This window comes from Pseudothermotoga sp., from assembly GCF_031962025.1.
In the GTDB taxonomy this organism is placed as follows: domain Bacteria; phylum Thermotogota; class Thermotogae; order Thermotogales; family DSM-5069; genus Pseudothermotoga_B.
Genome location: NZ_JAVRKW010000006.1, coordinates 59,451 through 75,320 on the forward strand (window position 1 = coordinate 59,451; position 15,870 = coordinate 75,320).

The following is a 15,870-nucleotide window of genomic DNA, read 5'->3' on the forward strand; positions in this document are numbered from 1 at the left end:
CTCAGTCATCGTGTTGCGAGATTTCCGATGTCTTTGCATTAACTTTCAGAGCGGTTTTTCTTGCGGTTTTCTCCCATCTGCCGGTTAGATAGAACACCAACTTAACCAGACTTCTGAATATTATATCTATTATCATGCCAATCCATGCTCCAAGTAATCCCATCCTGAAATGAGCCACAAGAAAATATCCAACTGGTAGTCTGATGAACCACATTGCGAATGCAATTGTGAACATCGGAAAGGATGTGTTTCCTGTACCCCTTAAAGCACCGTTCATTGAATAATCAATTGCCAGAAAAGCCTGAACTAAGCCTATGAATCTAACAGGTAACTCAGCCATAGTTATTATTTGCAGGTCATTTGTAAAAAGCCTTATCAAGAGCTCTGGAAATGCAAAGATGAATAATCCAACTGATATCTGGAAAATCGATGTGAGAATCCAGCCCTGGCGAACGACCCCGGCTATCCTTTTAAAATCTGCTTTGCCGTTGTACCTACCCACGAGTGTTGTTATTGCAACAGAGATTCCCATTCCGGGCATGAAAGAGATCGACTCGATATTTATACCAACCCTGTGAGCCGCATAGGCTTTCGATCCAGCCAAAAGCAGTATATTTGCAAAAATAAGCAACCCTGTGGAAAATAACATGTTCTCACCGGCAGTTGGCAGACCAACCGATAGAATACTTTTGATCGTCGACAGATCGAATTTTCTGCCTTTTTTGTCTTTTGCATACAGAGTATAGCTTTTGAAAACAGCTACGAACAGTAAAATAACACCCACTAAACGCGATAGCACAGTTGCAAGTGCTGCACCTTTTGTTTCAAGTCTTGGTAAACCGAATTTTCCAAAGATCATCGCATAATCCAGAAACACATTCAAACTGTTCGAAATTGCCGCGACTATCATTGGAGTTTTTGTATCCCCAGCACCTCTTAAAGCCGCACCAAGGGTTCCCATTAATGACATCGTGAGTATACCGAGCAGTATTATCCTTAAATAATCCACACCTGATTCGTACACCTGCCGATCGACATTGGGGAAAATTTTTAAGATCACCGGTACCAGCGGTACGAAAAACATCATCATCAATCCCCAGATAGTTGCAAGGTACAAACCGTTCCAGAGAGTTTTAGATATCATCCGATGATTTCTCGCGCCGATGGCATTTGATACCAGTACTGTGACACCTGTTGATGCAGCTATGAGAATGATCTGAAATATGAAGAATATCTGATTTGCGAGTGAAACCCCACTCATCGCCTGCCATGAAAGGTGACCCAGAAAAGCCGTATCAACCAATCCAAGGAGCATCTGCAATGCATTTTCAGCCATAGACGGCAGACCGAGAGCCAAAAGCTCTCTTTGAATTTCTCTTGCCTGACTTTTTGTGAGATACTGTTTGAATAGAGAGTATTTCAACTTCAAACCTCCATTAGAGTGAATAACACTTATTGGTTTCGAATTTAGTTCGCGTTCGTAACTTTTTGTGTCCGTGCTGTGTCAAAATCTGTCCATTCATCGTATACTTTTTCAGGGGGTATTCAATGGGTGGCTATTACAGCACCAAGGATCAGCAGATAAAAATAGAGAATGACTTTGATGCGGATAGAATACTTGTAATATGCACGGGCGGCGATGATTTGTTCACAAAAATCCTCAAACAAAGGGCGATTCTGGTTACACCAGATGAGGAACTTATGAAAGGAGCTGATCCAAAATCACTGAGAATTCTCATGAATCCACTTAAACTGTCTTTTGCCCCTGAATCATTTGATATGGTTATCTGTTTTTTCACTTTTTTCTACCTTCCAAAACACAAAGCTATCTTTGAGAATGTCAGTTATGTTTTAAAAAGATGGGGAAGGTTATTGATATGGGATGCAACTATTCCAAAAAAGATCGGTCATAAGAGTTTTTTTGCTGTCCCCGTTTTGATAGACAGTGGTTTTGAGGTAATCAAAACCGTGCATGTGACAAAATGGAAATTCGAGCAAAATTCCGGTTTTATCAAAAAAATAGCACGTGAAAATGGTTTCAAGCTTCTCAAAGAAGAAATTTACGATCAGATTTTTCATCTGGAGTTTTCCAAGATAGCTGAGATTAAAAGATGATTACACCATGCTGGAGAGTTTGAGAAGTTGATTTATCGTTTGCTCGTATGTCGGTTTTTCATCTATTCCCTGCTTGAGAAAATCGTTTATAGGACCTATCATTTTTATTGCGTTGTCTATCTGTGGATTTGATCCGTTCTTGTATGCACCCACATCTATAAGGTCTTTGGCTTCATAATAAACTGCCATCAGGCTGCGCAATTTTTTACTGGCTTCTATGTGGTCTTTGCTTGCTATGTCTATCATCAACCTGCTCACACTGGCAAGGACGTCTATTGCAGGATAGTGGTTTAATTCTGCCAGTCTTCTGGAAAGCATTATGTGACCATCGACAACACTTCTAACCGTATCGGAAATTGGTTCGTTGAAGTCATCGGCTTCGACAAGGACCGTGTATATCGCTGTGATGCTTCCTTTATCTGAATTTCCGGCTCTTTCCAGTATCCCCGGTATGCCGGCAAAAACGCTTGGTGGATATCCCCTTGCGGTTGGAGGTTCTCCAATTGCAAGACCTATTTCTCTTTGAGCCATAGCCCAGCGCGTCAGAGAATCCACCATCAAGAGTACATCCAGACCCATGTCACGAAAGTACTCTGCAATACTCGTCGCAGTGTATAAAGCTTTCGCCCTCATCAACGCAGGCTGATCAGAGGTTGAGACGATTACCACCGATTTTTCAATACCTTTTGCAAGATCTTTTTCTATGAATTCTCTGACCTCTCTGCCTCTTTCGCCTATCAGAGCGATGACATTTACATCGGCAACGGTGTTTCTTGCTATCATTCCAAGGAGTGTACTTTTTCCAACACCGCTTCCTGCAAAAATTCCTATTCTCTGTCCCTTGCCTATGGTTATAAAGCCGTCTATTGCGCGGACGCCTACCGGCAGAGGTTCGACGATCCTCGCCCTTTTCAAAGGGTGAGGTGCACTGTTGATCAGTGGATATCTGTGTTTGGTCAGCAGGGGTTTTCCATCGATAGGTCTTCCAAGACCGTCAAGTACTCTGCCTTTCATCTGGTCTGAGACCGGCACATCTAATCGCTTGCCGGTTTTGTAGATCACCGTTCCGTGTTTTGCCCCTGACAGATCTTCGAGCGGCATGAGCAGGACTCTTCCATCTTTGAATCCCACAACTTCGCAAAGCGGTTGTTTACCATTCAGATTCAGTTTGCATACTTCTCCAAGGAACGCATCTGGTCCGATTGATTCAACGGTCAATCCAACAATACGGCTTACCTTGCCGTTGATTTTTAGAAAGTCTTCCTGCTCGATCCTGTTTTTGAGTAGCTCTAAAATCTCAAGAGGATCGCTCATGCCCGAAGACCTCCTCAAGAATCTGGTCCACGATTTCGATCGCATACTGATTGGTACCGTCTATGAGACCGATCTCGGTGTCCACGATGATGTCTCCACGTTTCAAAGTTGCTGATTTGACGACTTCTGCGCCAATGGATTTGAATTGTTCTACAAGCTGGGGGAAATCTTCAAAGTCGTTTGCATTCATGGTAACTCTGATGTTGCTCATACCTACGATTCTGTTCAGAATGTTCTGAATTTTCTCCTGATAGTTTACCCTGTCTATCTCTTTATAGGTTATCTTTTTCACCAGGATGTACAGAACATCCGTTAGTTGATGGGAAATATCACTGACTTTTGATCTGAGCTGTTTTTGGAATTCCTCCGCGATTTTGTTGAGTATCTGGCTCGTGATTTTAATTTGATTCTGCACAGTTAGAGCTTCTTTTTTTGCGTTTTCCAAGATACTCTGAGCTTCTTTTTTTGCGTTTTCAACTATTTTTTGAGCGTGAGTTTGTGCATCGTTGATTATCTGCTCGGCTTGCCTGTGTGCATTGTTCAGTTCTTGCTCGGCTTTTTTGAGGAATTCTGCCGGATCCTGAACGGTTTTTGCCTGGCTCAATACACAGGGGCTGTCTATAAAAAGCTGGCGTTTTTTGATGATCACACGATCAGCTCCTCGCCACCACCTTTGGCTACGATTATTTCACCGGCTTCTTCAAGTCTTCTCACAACATTTATGATCTTCTGCTGGGCTTCTTCGACGTCTTTTATCCTGACAGGTCCCATGTACTCCAGTTCATCCTGAAGCAATTGAGCAGCTCTCTTGGAGATATTTTTGAATATCTTTTCTTTAACTTCCTCTGAAGCGCCCTTGAGAGCGAGTGCCAGGTCTTTGGTCTCCACTTCACGCAGAATCAACTGTACTGATCTGTCATCGAGTTTTGTCAGATCTTCAAAGACAAACATTCTGCGCCTGATTTCTTCTGCCAACTCAGGTGAATCATAGCCGAGTTTCTCCATTATTTTCTTTTCCGATGATCGATCTAAACTGTTCATGATCTCTGCCGCTGTATCAACACCGCCCACCTGACTGAAGCTCTGGCTGACAAACCCTGACAATTTCCTTTCCAGATTTTTCTCGATTTCTCTTATGACGTCTGGAGAAGAACGCTCCAGTAACGCTATTCTTTTTACAACTTCAACCTGAAGGTCTTCGGAAAGCGATGACAGGATTCTTCCTGCAAGTTGCGGCTCAAGATAACTCAATATCAGAGCAATTGTTTGGGGATGTTCGCTCTGTAAAAAATTGACCAGCTGTATGGGATCGGTTTGTTTGAGAAAATCGAATGGTTTTACCTGAAGGTTAGAAACCAGTCTTTCAATGATCTTCATTGCTTTTTCTGGTCCAAAGGCTTTTTGCAGGACTTCTTTGGCATATTCGATCCCGCCCTGTGAGATCATCTCTCTTGCACGGGCAATTTCTTGAAACTCTGAAAGAACAGATCTTTTTTCTTCATCGGATATCTTTCCAACGTTGGCTATCTCAATTGTTAACTGTTCGACATCAGATTCATCAAGGTGTTTCAATACAGATGCGGCTTTCTCTGGTCCAAGCATAACGAGCAAAACCGCGGCTTTTCTTCTTCCACTGATCTGTTTTTTCTCAGCCATCTCATATCCCTCTTTCCACCAACCAGAGTTTTATGATACTTGCAACTTCTTCTGGTGACTCTTTGTAGATCTTTTCCAGGTTTTCTTTGAGTTCAAGCAATGCCTGCTGCTCTGGTGTGAGAGGTGCTTCTTTGACTTTTTCTTCCTCGAGCACTTTCTTTAATTCTTCTTCCATTCTCAGCTTTCTCTGTTCCACTGCTTTTCTTCCTTTGATTCTTCTGAGCTGTATGATGATCAGATAAATCAAGAAGAAGCAGAGTATGAACAGAACACTCAAGCCAAAGATCATCATGGAAAAGCGTCTCTTTTTTTCCATTTCAGCCAAACTTTTCTGGTATTCTTCTTCTATGGATCTGTCAAAAGGTAAAAAGGCAACTGAAATAGAAAGTTTTGGATCGCTCGAATTGGCTCCGATACCCTTGCTGACAAGGTCTGAAACAATACCAGCCCATTTGACCCTTTCATTTTCGTCGAATTTTTGAAAAACCGATGAGGAAGCATCTATTACAACAGACAGACTAAGGGCTTCGATTTCTCCTTCTTTGTTTTGAACAACATTTTCGACGATGCTGTTCAGCTCGTAGTTGGTTATCGTATGGGTTTTTTCATAAGTCGAAGTTCCTTCACCTGTTGCACTTGGATAGGTGGGGGGTATGTTTGAGTCTGTGCCAACTGCACCATTTGCCGGTGGTTGATTTGTGCTTTTTTCTGATTCCTGTTCCTGACTTCTGATGATCCCCCCCTGTCTTGTAACTGGTTCATATTTCGTGGACTGTTTTTCTATTTTTTCCCAGTTCAATCTGATGTCTGGAATGACCTCAACTCTACTCGGTCCAAATACGGCTTCAAGTGTCTGTTTTATCTTTTTTCCGTAATAAGCTTCAAGGCTCATCTTCAGCTCAGTTCTACTCGAAGCCAGAAGCATATCACTTGAGGTAATTACCTTGTCGCTCAGTACCCTCGACATCTGGTCGACCACTTTTACATTCTCCAGTTTCATCCCTTCGACAGCACCGGCTACCAGCTCCATTATTCCCTTTACCTGATTTTGTGTTAGATCTTGACCGGGTTGCAGAACTACCAGAACAGATGCTCTGGGCTCAGCCATTTCACCGCGTACATAATAGGTGTATTTTGGTAGGGTGAGGTGAACACGTGCCGCTTTAACACCGCTTATGGTCATAATACTGCGTTCGAGTTCTCCTTGCAAAGCAACCTGGTATCTAACCTGTCTGTCAAAACTGGTCGCTCCAAAACTCTGCTGATCGAGAATTTCAAATCCCTTGGTAGCCGCACCGAGTACACCCATAGAGGCAAGCTTCATTCTCAATTCATAAACGTTGTATTTATCCGGAACGAGTATCCTTCCGGGCTCGACTTTGTATTGTACGTTCATTGTTTGAAGTTGCTGAATCAAATACCCTGATTGTTCATCGGTCAATCCGCTGACCAGCAGCACATACCTTGGAGTTGTGAAAACCACGAGCATTACAATGCTCACAACCAGTATTGCCACACCAATGCCCGTGAACAGTATCTTGCTGGGGACTGGAAGTGCCTTCCATTTTTCATACAGGTTCTTAAAGTATCCCCAGACTTTCTTCAGAAAGTTCAAACTCACCACTCCCTGTTATACTATTCTATTTTATCACTCCTATGTGCAAGCCCTTGGAAGAAAAGCCGGCATCGATGTAAAGCTGCCATATTTTGAGTAGAACAGACAGGTCAAAGTCTTGGGAGCTTAGTAGAAATTGTACACCAAAGTCTGGAATTTTTCTATAGCAAACCCCTATCGTTGGATTGAAATTTTTCTCGCCAATTATCAGGGAAAAAGATTGGGTGATAGTTGGGTAGGCAAGCACAAAGTGAGAAATGCCATCAGGGGAAAAATCTATTCCAGTTGCAAGATCCACTATTCCAAAGATTGAAAAGTAAAAGTTCGAACCGGCAGAGTAATTTTCCCCGATTTGTGCGTATGGCTGGATGTACAGCACATCCTTCAAAAAAACTGGCTGGTCTTTCAACCTATTTGACTCGCTCAAAACTTTTCTGGAATACTCAAAACCGCTTTTGCTTGGTCCGTACAGCTCCACCTTACCGGGTCCTTCGTAATAAGCGGAAAGTGCATACTCGATTTTTCCAAATTTGTTTTTCAGGATGTTCAGATATCGATTTGCCCCGTCTATTGACCAGAAGATGTTGAATGGATTGAGCACACCAAGCTGCTGGGCGGTAGATGGCATAAGCTGTGTTAAACCCATCGCGCCTTTTTCTGACAGGGCATGGATGAAAAAACCAGATTCCACACTTATCAAGCCTTTGATCAGGTCTCTGTTTTGATCCGGCAGCATCCAATCGACTGGTACAGATGTGTAAAAAAATGGTTGAAAAATAGACAACTTGAACTGGTTGTTGTACAATTCTATGGAAAAGTGAGTTGTTGGATTTGTAAGAAAAAACAAAGGATCTGAGAAGATCGAGCACGAAAAAATTATCAAAATGAAAAGGACGGTCTTTTGCATCACATCACCCTTTTTCATTATAGAAGATTTGAGGTGGTTTTTTGAACTGGGTAATCGATCTTGAAAAACTCACTAAAGAGCGCAGGATAATACTAAAAGGTATATACGAGGCACAGACAGTTGAACTTCCCAATATGCAGTGCAGAGTTCTTCAACCGATAGAGGTTAAGATAGTAGCTGTCGTGACAAAGGATGGCATTGCTGTTGGTGGTTATGTTAAAACAGTTCTGGAACATCCCTGTGATAGGTGTCTGAAACCTGTTGAATTGAAAATCCACGGTACTATTGAAGCACTTTACAAACCACTGAGCGAGGCACCAAAGGAAAAAGAAGAAGAATTAAAATCTCTCAGAAACGTGTTATACTACTCATCGGACAGTATAGATCTGTCAGAAAGAATAATAGAAGCAATAGTTGTCGATGTGCCGATGAAAGTACTCTGTAAACCTGACTGCAAAGGATTGTGTCCCTACTGTGGGGCTGATTTGAATGAAGATCCAAATCATACTTGTGAGGAATACAAAATAGATCCAAGGTTGAGCAAGTTACTTTTATTGAAGAAAACGAACAAGGAGGGTTAGTAGATGGCAGTTCCAAAATATAAGCGAACAAGATCAAGGACGCATGCCAAACGCGCAAAGATTTACAGAGCCATTACTGTACCTGTCAGTAAGTGTCCAAATTGTGGTCAGCCAAAATTGCCGCACAGGGTTTGCCTGCACTGCGGGTATTACAACGGAAGGCAAGTCCTGGAAATAGCAGAGTGAGGCAATGGTACGTGTCGCACTTGATTTGATGGGAGGAGACAGGGCACCCACCGAAATTCTGGAGGGTGCCAGGTTGTCTTCTTCACAGGATGTGAAGATCACACTCATAGGAACAGAACAAGCTCTAAAGGGAATAGATGGCTTTGAGAAAGTACAAGTTGATGATTTTCTGCCGATGGATGTGAAACCCACAGAAGTTCTTCGAAGAAAAAACTCCTCCATGTACACTGGTTTGAAATTGCTGAAAGATGGCAATGTGGACGTTTTTGTCAGTGCCGGCAATACCGGTGCACTTCTTGCAGGTGCAACTTTTGTGCTTGGCAGACTCGATGGTGTAGAAAGACCCGCTCTGGGTGTGCCAGTTCCTTCAACTGATGGTTTCACGATTTTGATCGATGCGGGTGCGAATGCGCATGTCAGAGCAGAACACCTTGTTGATTTTGCTGTCATGGGTTTTTCGTACGCAAAAGTCCTTGGACGTGAAAAGCCGAAAATTGGATTGCTGAACGTTGGTGAGGAAGAAACAAAAGGGGACGAAGTGACAAAGCAGGCATATCTTCTTCTGAAAGAAAACTTTCCAGAAAATTTCGTTGGAAATATTGAAGGGCACGATATAAACACAGGCAAAGTGGATGTGGTTGTATCGGATGGTTTTTCTGGAAATGTTGCCATGAAGACGATGGAAGGAACGGCAAAGATGATTCTGCAGACTTTGAAACGCAAAGTGGATGGTGCTGGATTGTTGCAGAAGCTTGGAGCACTGTTGATGAAAAAGGTTTTTGCCGAGTTGAAAAAAACACTCGATCCACGCACATACGGTGGAGCCTTCATCCTTGGTGTTAACGGGCTTGTGGTTAAAGCCCATGGATCATCTGATAGATTTGCAATTTCAAATGCCATCAAGGTTGCCTGTCAGGGAGCTCAGATGCGAATAGTCGATGGAATAAGGAGTGAGATAAGACGTGTGCGGGATAGTGGGGCTAACAGGTCAACAGATCAAAGTCAATGATCTAATTGAAGCCCTCGAAAAACTCGAATATCGCGGTTATGACTCTGCCGGCGTTGCGTTTTTAAAAGATAGCAAACTGTGCATTAGTAAGTCTAAGGGAAAGGTCGAAAATCTGAAAAATCAGTTACAGGATAATTTGAGTCAGATAATCCAGACAGGTATTGCTCATACGCGCTGGGCTACACACGGTGAGCCCAATGATGTCAATGCCCATCCTCACTGTGATTGTTCTTGCAAGATATCTGTTGTCCACAACGGCATAATCGAGAATTTCAGATCTCTAAAGGTCAGACTGCAGGAATTGGGACATAAATTTCTCTCTCAAACGGACACAGAGGTAATCCCGCACTTAATAGAGGAATACTACAACGGTGATTTGCTTGAAGCTGTTAGAAAAGCCGTTCTGAAACTCGAAGGAAGTTATGCCATAGCTGTTGTCCATAGCGATCATCCGGATATCATCGTTGGAGCAAGGAAGGGCAGCCCGTTGGTTGTTGGTATGAACGGGCAAATTACGGGACTGGCATCTGATGTTACACCATTGCTCAAATTCACAAAGGAAGTCGTTTTTTTGCAGGATGGTGAACTTGCAGAACTCTCAAGAAATACCGTAAAGATCATTGGTTTTGATGGTACCGCACGTGAATATAAGCCCGTTCACATAGAATGGTCTTATGAGGATGCACAGAAATCTGGTTATAAGCATTTCATGTTGAAGGAGATTTTCGAAGAACCTTCGTGTATAGTGTCTGTCCTGACCGGAAGGATTAAAAACGGTTCTGTTGTTCTTGAAGAACTCAAACCGTTTGAAAAGATTCTGGAAACTTCCAGAACACTGAAGGTAGTTGCCTGCGGGACGAGTTATCACGCCGCACTTGTGTTCAAATATCTTGTGGAGAACACAACTGATGTCACCGTCGATGTGGATGTTTCATCGGAGTTTCGTTATAAGCGACCTCATATAAGACCCGAATCGATAGTTCTTGCTATCTCGCAATCTGGAGAAACCGCTGATACTCTGGAATCTGTACGACTCGCAAAGAAATTTGGTGCAAAGATCATCGCCGTGACAAATGTCGTTGGCTCGACATTAACGCGCGAGTCGGATTGTGTACTCTATCTGAATGCAGGACCAGAAATAAGCGTTGCGGCAACAAAATCTTATGTTGCACAGCTTGTGATGCTCTATTTGTTGGCGCTTAAAACAGGTGAAGTTGTAAATGGTTCTTTTAATCTACAATTGATCGATAGACTCATGAGAGTTCCTGAGATTTTCGAGAATGTTCTAAAATCAGCAGACAAGATTCGTGAACTGGCGATTAAGTACAAAGATTACAAACACTTTATGTACATCGGCAGAGGATACGGTTATCCCACAGCACTTGAAGGTGCTCTGAAGTTGAAAGAGATAAGTTATATTCACGCCACAGCATACCCTGCCGGTGAATTGAAGCACGGTCCAATAGCAATGCTTGGACCTGAGTTCCCGGTTTTTGCAATTGCTCCAGATGATTCTTTATTCTCAAAGATGAAAAGCAATATCATAGAATGCAGATCAAGAAATGCAAAGATCCTTGCCATCACAAACACTGATAATCAGGAAATTGCAGAGCTTGCAGATGACGTTATCTTTGTGAACAGCAGCAGTGAAGAACTTTATCCTCTTTTGATGACACCAGTCATTCAGTTGTTCGCTTATTTTGTTGCCGATGAATTGGGACTTGATCCGGACAAGCCCAGAAATCTTGCAAAAAGTGTGACGGTGGAGTGATAGTGTGGAACTGGTTAAGAAACTCATTCAGTTGATGTATGAAAAAGAGGCTATTGACCCAGTGGTACTTGATATGTCTGAAACACCACTGCCGACGGAGTACTTTGTAATTGTGACAGCCAATTCACAGACGCACATGGGAACTCTTAGAGATGCAGTCGTTGAATTTTTCACAGCCAATGCCCATCCTTTGATTTATTTTGATAAAGGCACCGGGTATGACTGGATGCTGGTAGACGCAGGAGAGATAGTGGTCCACATTTTCACATCACATGCAAGGGAATTTTATGATCTGGAAGGTCTGTGGAGTGATGCAGCCAGGCTTGACTAAGCCTGACCGCTGCAACCAAGTACCGCTCTCATTTTGTGTTTGACCAATTCCTTGATCGCATCCCTTGCAGGACCCAGGTATTTTCTTGGATCGAATTCCTCTGGATGAAGTGCAAATATTTCCCTTATTGTTGCCGTCATAGCAAGCCTTAGATCGGTGTCGATGTTAACTTTGCATATTCCCATTGTTGTTGCTTTGCGAATCATTTCCTCTGGCACACCCTGTGCCCCGGCGAGTTTTCCGCCGTACTTGTTTGCTTTTTCCACAAATTCCTGTAAAACACTTGATGCACCGTGCAGGACCAGTGGAAAACCCGGCAATCTTTTTGCTATTTCTGAAAGCCTATCAAAATCGAGTTTGGGCTCGCCTTTGAATTTGTACGCACCATGGCTCGTGCCTATGGCAATAGCCAGTGAATCGACTTTTGTTCTTTCTACAAACTCAACGGCTTTATCCGGGTCTGTGTAACTTGCCTCTCTTTCACTCACAACGACATGCTCTTCCACACCGACGAGTCTGCCGAGTTCTCCTTCTACTACGACACCTCTTGGGTGTGCGTAATCCACAACCTGCTTTGTGAGTTTCACATTTTCTTCAAAGGGCAAATGAGATCCATCGATCATCACCGAAGTGAATCCCGCATCGATTACAGCCTTACACAGCTCAAATGAATCGCCGTGGTCAAGATGAACGCAGATAGGAATTTGTGGTGCGTCCTCAACAGCTGCTTCAATCAGTTTCATCAGATAAACCTGTTTTGCGTACTTGCGTGCACCTGCTGATATTTGAAGAATCAGCGGTGCTTTTTCTTCTTTTGCAGCTTCGATGACTCCCTGAAGGATTTCCATGTTATTGACATTGAAAGCACCTATGGCGTATTTCCCGTAAGCCTTTTTGAACATTTCTTTACTGCTGACAAGCGGCATTTTAAGCCCTCCCGTGGTAGGATTGAAAGTGGCGGAGGCGGTGGGACTCGAACCCACAAGGTGGCTTCACCACCACCGATTTTCAAGACCGGCTCCTTAGCCAATTCGGACACGCCTCCAAGATTATATTATACTCAAGCGGCAAAGTTTTGCAAGGATCAAGTGAAAAGAGGGGATTGATCTGTGAAAATAGCAATTCTCAATCACTACGCGAGTTTACCACAAATGGGAAGCTCGGAGACCAGACACTTTGAACTGGCAAAGAGGTTTCTGAGTGACGGACATACTGTAGATATATACGTTGGTGAATTTTCACACCTGAACAGTAAACCGTGGAATGAGACTTATTTTGAGGTGCAGGGAGTCAGGTTTTTTGTCATCAAGACGAGAAAATATCTTGGCAATTCTCTGTCAAGGTTTCTTTCCTGCTGTGATTATTTCATGAACGGTAAAAAGATCATCATAAAAAACGAGTACGATGTTGTGATTGCCTCTTCGCCACATCCTTTCTCCTGGGCTCTTGGCTGGTACTACTGTAAAAGGAAAAAAGCAAAGTTCACAATAGAGATAAGGGATGTCTGGCCAGATGATCTTGTGGCTCTTGGAATGATGAACTATTCAAACCCTGTTGCGCGGTTTTTCAGTTATATGTGCAAAAAATACTATCCCAGGGCATCAGAAATAATTAGCCTTGTACCAGATCTTTCAGCGCATTTCAATCGCCTTGGCTTGCACAGCAGGGATATTCTGTACATTCCAAACGGTGTTGATTTTCAGATGTTTAAAGACCCAGAACGATGTGAAAAAATAGATGAAATATTCTCAAAAATACCCAAGGCAATCAGAGTTGTTTATGCCGGCTCGATTGTTCCACACAATGGTGTCAAAGAATTTATCCAGTTGATCAATCAGGTTGACCAGCGCGTGGTTGAAAATTTCGTTTTCATATTCGTTGGTCCATACCATAAAGATTATCTTTCACAGATAAAAGCGATAGCAAAGGAGAATTTCTTTTTCTTTGAACCTGTGCCAAAAACGTGCATACCTTATTTGTTTTCAAAAAGTGATTTATTGTTGTTCACACTTTCCCAGGCACAGATGAATAATCCCGCCGTTAGTTCTTACAAGGTACTCGATTACATGGCATCTGGTAAGCCTGTGTTGAGTGTTGACATCGATGGATTGTTATTCAAATCGACAAATGGAGCCATTTTTTACAAGGATCGATACAGCCTTCAACATGCCCTTGAACGAGTTTTGAATCAGAACATATCAGAGCTTGGAAAGAATAACGTTGAATACATTCTAAAAGAAAGAACTTGGGAGATCCTCTATGAGAAAATGAAGAAGGCTATCATTTCTTGATTCACCATGGAAGAGAAACTTTACCGAGTAAAGCCGGTCTTTTCGCGCCGGTTACCGACGGTATATTCGCCGGCATGCCATTTAAAAATTCGTTTGCAAGAAACGCCATTGAAATGGCTTCCCTTGCTTTTGCAAAAGTTTTATGTGGCAAAAGCACTTTGTAGCCAAAAGATTTCAGGTCCTGAATCAGGATTTTGTTGAAAGCACCTCCACCAAAGACGTAGATTCTCTCTACTTTTGAAAGATACCTTTTGATATTCTCATGCACACAGAAAGCTGTGAAATACGTCAATGTCCTTAAAGTATCATAATCTCTGGCTGGAAATCCTTCAAGAAACTTTCTGTTATACCACTCTCTACCCGTGGTCTTTGGAGGTTTTCTGTTCAGGTAATCTTCATCTTTTTTGATGAGTTCTTTTAAGATTTGCTGGTCTATCTTTCCTTTGCCTGCCAGATTGCCGTCTTTGTCGTATTGCAAATTGAAATTTTCTTTCACATAAAGATCGATCAGACAGTTACCCGGTCCTGTATCAAAAGCCAGCACTCTTTCATTTATGTAAGTGACATTGGCTATACCGCCTATGTTCAAAACAACTGTGTTGGGTTTTCTGAAAAAAGCCCAGTCAAAATAGGACGTAATAGGCGCCCCTTCACCGCCCAGCGCCACATCCTTTGTTCTGAAAGAATGAATCACAGGTACATTCATCTCAACTGCCAGTACATCGGCTTCTCCTATCTGCAATGTGGCTCCTTTTTGTGGCATGTGATAAACTGTCTGACCGTGGTATCCAATCGCATCAACTTTCATATTCAGATGTTTTAACATCTTTGCATGCATTCGAGCGATCTCAAAATTCATAAACGTGACATTCTCAACAGATGATAAAAGTGGATCGTAAGTTGTTATAATGCGTTTTTTGAAATCTTGCGGATAATCAATGCTCTGAAAGTGAATCAATCTGAATTTTGTGCTGCGGCCTGAACCTGTGAATTTGACAACTGCCACATCCAGACCATCGGCACTTGTGCCGGACATCAAACCCATTATGGTTCTCTCTTTTTTGTTGAGTAATTCTACAAAATTGCTCCAGAGCATTTTATCCCTCCAAATACAACGTTGTGCAGAAGTATTCTGATTCTCATTATCTCGTCTTCGTGTCTTTTGATAAATCCTTTGTTTGTCAGAAAAATCACAAAAAGACCATCTTCCCTGCACCAGATAGTTGTACCGGTAAAACCGCTATGACCGAAGGATTTTTCACCAAGCATATCGCCGCTGCTGGTACCACTCATTGGACACATCCAGCCAAGATGCCTTTTACTCCCGTTTACCTCGACTATCTTTTGAGTGAAAAGCTTCACCACATTGATCGGTACGATAGCCTCTGTGAGAAGGCATGTCATGAAAGTGTGTAGGTCTAGCACATTTGAAAACAGTCCTGCATTTCCGCTTACTCCGCCAAGATAATAGGCAAGTTCATCGTCCGGCTGACCGATCAATCTTTTGCCGTCTCTTATTGAAGTTGGTGCAACATTTTCAGATGGACCTGGAGAAAATCTCGTATTTTTCATTCCTATGGGCTCGAAGATCGAATAGATGTATTTGTCAAACGGCATACCCGTGATTTTTTCAACTATTGCCATCAAAGTTATGAAATTCAAGCATGAATAGACTATTTTTCTACACGGTTCTTCGACTGGCTGGATTTTCAGTATCTCATCCAGCAATTCTCTGTTTTTTAGATATTTCCACAGCTCCGAATAGGGCTGCATTCCGGATGTGTGAGTCAAAAGCTGAAGTATAGTGATATCGCTTTTTGGTTTTGCAAGATCCAAAAAACGTCCAACTGTGTCGTTCAGGTGCAGGTATCCTTCAGAGAAAAGTTTCATAACTGCGGTTGTTGTAGCCACGACTTTTGTCAGACTCGCAAGATCGTAGACAGTTTCAATGGTGGTTTTTCTCTCAAAATCAATTGTTCCATAAGCCTTCCGGTATATTATTTCACCTGGCTTTCCCACCAGGACAACGCACCCCGGATAGATTTTGTTCAGTCCATCCTGAACCACTCTGTCGATTTTCTCCTCTGTCGTCAT

The 15,870-nt window shown here is 42.6% G+C and carries 16 protein-coding genes and 1 tRNA gene; 7 read left to right on the plus strand and 10 right to left on the minus strand.

Going from position 1 to position 15,870, the window contains the following annotated elements:
- Window position 1: 1 nt before the first annotated feature.
- Window positions 2–1,423 (minus strand): MATE family efflux transporter, encoded by a 1,422-nt coding sequence (locus tag AC4E92_RS06325; protein ID WP_490239751.1) that lies wholly within the window; start codon window positions 1,421–1,423, stop codon window positions 2–4.
- A 125-nt stretch (window positions 1,424–1,548) separates the two neighbouring features.
- Here AC4E92_RS06325 and AC4E92_RS06330 point away from each other — a divergent pair, with 125 nt between their 5' ends.
- Complete coding sequence (locus AC4E92_RS06330) at window positions 1,549–2,115, plus strand: class I SAM-dependent methyltransferase (protein WP_490239752.1); 567 nt, start codon at window positions 1,549–1,551, stop codon at window positions 2,113–2,115.
- Here the strand turns inward: AC4E92_RS06330 and AC4E92_RS06335 are convergent, their stop codons facing one another.
- Genes AC4E92_RS06335 through AC4E92_RS06355 form a run of 5 tightly spaced genes read right to left on the minus strand, consistent with a single transcriptional unit; the run spans window position 2,116 to window position 7,607 of the window.
- Window positions 2,116–3,429, minus strand: a complete 1,314-nt coding sequence (locus AC4E92_RS06335; protein ID WP_490239753.1) for a FliI/YscN family ATPase — start codon at window positions 3,427–3,429, stop codon at window positions 2,116–2,118.
- Window positions 3,413–4,078: a FliH/SctL family protein gene (locus AC4E92_RS06340; protein ID WP_490239754.1), complete on the minus strand. Its 666-nt coding sequence runs from the start codon at window positions 4,076–4,078 to the stop codon at window positions 3,413–3,415. Before AC4E92_RS06340 ends, AC4E92_RS06335 begins: the two co-directional genes overlap by 17 nt.
- On the minus strand, window positions 4,075–5,085 hold the full coding sequence (gene fliG, locus AC4E92_RS06345; RefSeq protein ID WP_490239755.1) for a flagellar motor switch protein FliG: 1,011 nt from the start codon (window positions 5,083–5,085) through the stop codon (window positions 4,075–4,077). Before fliG ends, AC4E92_RS06340 begins: the two co-directional genes overlap by 4 nt.
- 1 nt (window position 5,086) lies before the next feature.
- On the minus strand, window positions 5,087–6,700 hold the full coding sequence (gene fliF / locus AC4E92_RS06350) for a flagellar basal-body MS-ring/collar protein FliF (RefSeq protein ID WP_490239756.1): 1,614 nt from the start codon (window positions 6,698–6,700) through the stop codon (window positions 5,087–5,089).
- A gap of 25 nt (window positions 6,701–6,725) precedes the next feature.
- Window positions 6,726–7,607 carry a lytic transglycosylase domain-containing protein gene (locus tag AC4E92_RS06355; RefSeq protein WP_490239757.1) on the minus strand — a complete coding sequence of 294 codons (882 nt, stop codon included), beginning with the start codon at window positions 7,605–7,607 and terminating at the stop codon, window positions 6,726–6,728.
- Window positions 7,608–7,648: 41 nt separating this feature from the next.
- Here AC4E92_RS06355 and AC4E92_RS06360 point away from each other — a divergent pair, with 41 nt between their 5' ends.
- From AC4E92_RS06360 to rsfS, 5 genes are read left to right on the plus strand one after another with little or no spacing between them, the layout of a single operon-like run.
- Window positions 7,649–8,188, plus strand: a complete 540-nt coding sequence (locus AC4E92_RS06360) for a YceD family protein (RefSeq protein ID WP_490239758.1) — start codon at window positions 7,649–7,651, stop codon at window positions 8,186–8,188.
- A gap of 3 nt (window positions 8,189–8,191) precedes the next feature.
- Complete coding sequence (rpmF, locus tag AC4E92_RS06365) at window positions 8,192–8,374, plus strand: 50S ribosomal protein L32 (RefSeq protein WP_490239759.1); 183 nt, start codon at window positions 8,192–8,194, stop codon at window positions 8,372–8,374.
- A gap of 4 nt (window positions 8,375–8,378) precedes the next feature.
- Window positions 8,379–9,383 carry a phosphate acyltransferase PlsX gene (gene plsX, locus AC4E92_RS06370; RefSeq protein WP_490239760.1) on the plus strand — a complete coding sequence of 335 codons (1,005 nt, stop codon included), beginning with the start codon at window positions 8,379–8,381 and terminating at the stop codon, window positions 9,381–9,383.
- Window positions 9,337–11,154 carry a glutamine--fructose-6-phosphate transaminase (isomerizing) gene (glmS, locus tag AC4E92_RS06375; protein WP_490239761.1) on the plus strand — a complete coding sequence of 606 codons (1,818 nt, stop codon included), beginning with the start codon at window positions 9,337–9,339 and terminating at the stop codon, window positions 11,152–11,154. Before plsX ends, glmS begins: the two co-directional genes overlap by 47 nt.
- Window positions 11,155–11,158: 4 nt before the next feature.
- Entirely contained in the window at window positions 11,159–11,485 is a 327-nt protein-coding gene (gene rsfS, locus AC4E92_RS06380; RefSeq protein ID WP_490239762.1) for a ribosome silencing factor, read from the plus strand.
- Here the strand turns inward: rsfS and fba are convergent.
- On the minus strand, window positions 11,482–12,411 hold the full coding sequence (gene fba / locus AC4E92_RS06385) for a class II fructose-1,6-bisphosphate aldolase (RefSeq protein ID WP_490239763.1): 930 nt from the start codon (window positions 12,409–12,411) through the stop codon (window positions 11,482–11,484). The genes rsfS and fba overlap by 4 nt on opposite strands.
- Before the next feature lie 29 nt (window positions 12,412–12,440).
- Window positions 12,441–12,530, minus strand: a tRNA-Ser gene (locus AC4E92_RS06390).
- A 64-nt stretch (window positions 12,531–12,594) separates the two neighbouring features.
- Between AC4E92_RS06390 and AC4E92_RS06395 the strand changes: the two genes are divergently transcribed.
- Complete coding sequence (locus AC4E92_RS06395) at window positions 12,595–13,776, plus strand: glycosyltransferase family 4 protein (RefSeq protein WP_490239764.1); 1,182 nt, start codon at window positions 12,595–12,597, stop codon at window positions 13,774–13,776.
- 1 nt (window position 13,777) lies between these two features.
- On the opposite strand, the gene AC4E92_RS06400 is transcribed toward AC4E92_RS06395, so the two are convergent.
- Both AC4E92_RS06400 and AC4E92_RS06405 read right to left on the minus strand, forming a co-directional pair.
- The gene (locus AC4E92_RS06400; RefSeq protein ID WP_490239765.1) at window positions 13,778–14,872 is read right to left on the minus strand and encodes an anhydro-N-acetylmuramic acid kinase; all 1,095 of its coding nucleotides are present in this window, start codon (window positions 14,870–14,872) and stop codon (window positions 13,778–13,780) included.
- The gene (locus AC4E92_RS06405; protein WP_490239766.1) at window positions 14,851–15,870 is read right to left on the minus strand and encodes a serine hydrolase domain-containing protein; all 1,020 of its coding nucleotides are present in this window, start codon (window positions 15,868–15,870) and stop codon (window positions 14,851–14,853) included. The genes AC4E92_RS06400 and AC4E92_RS06405 overlap by 22 nt, the downstream gene beginning before the upstream one ends.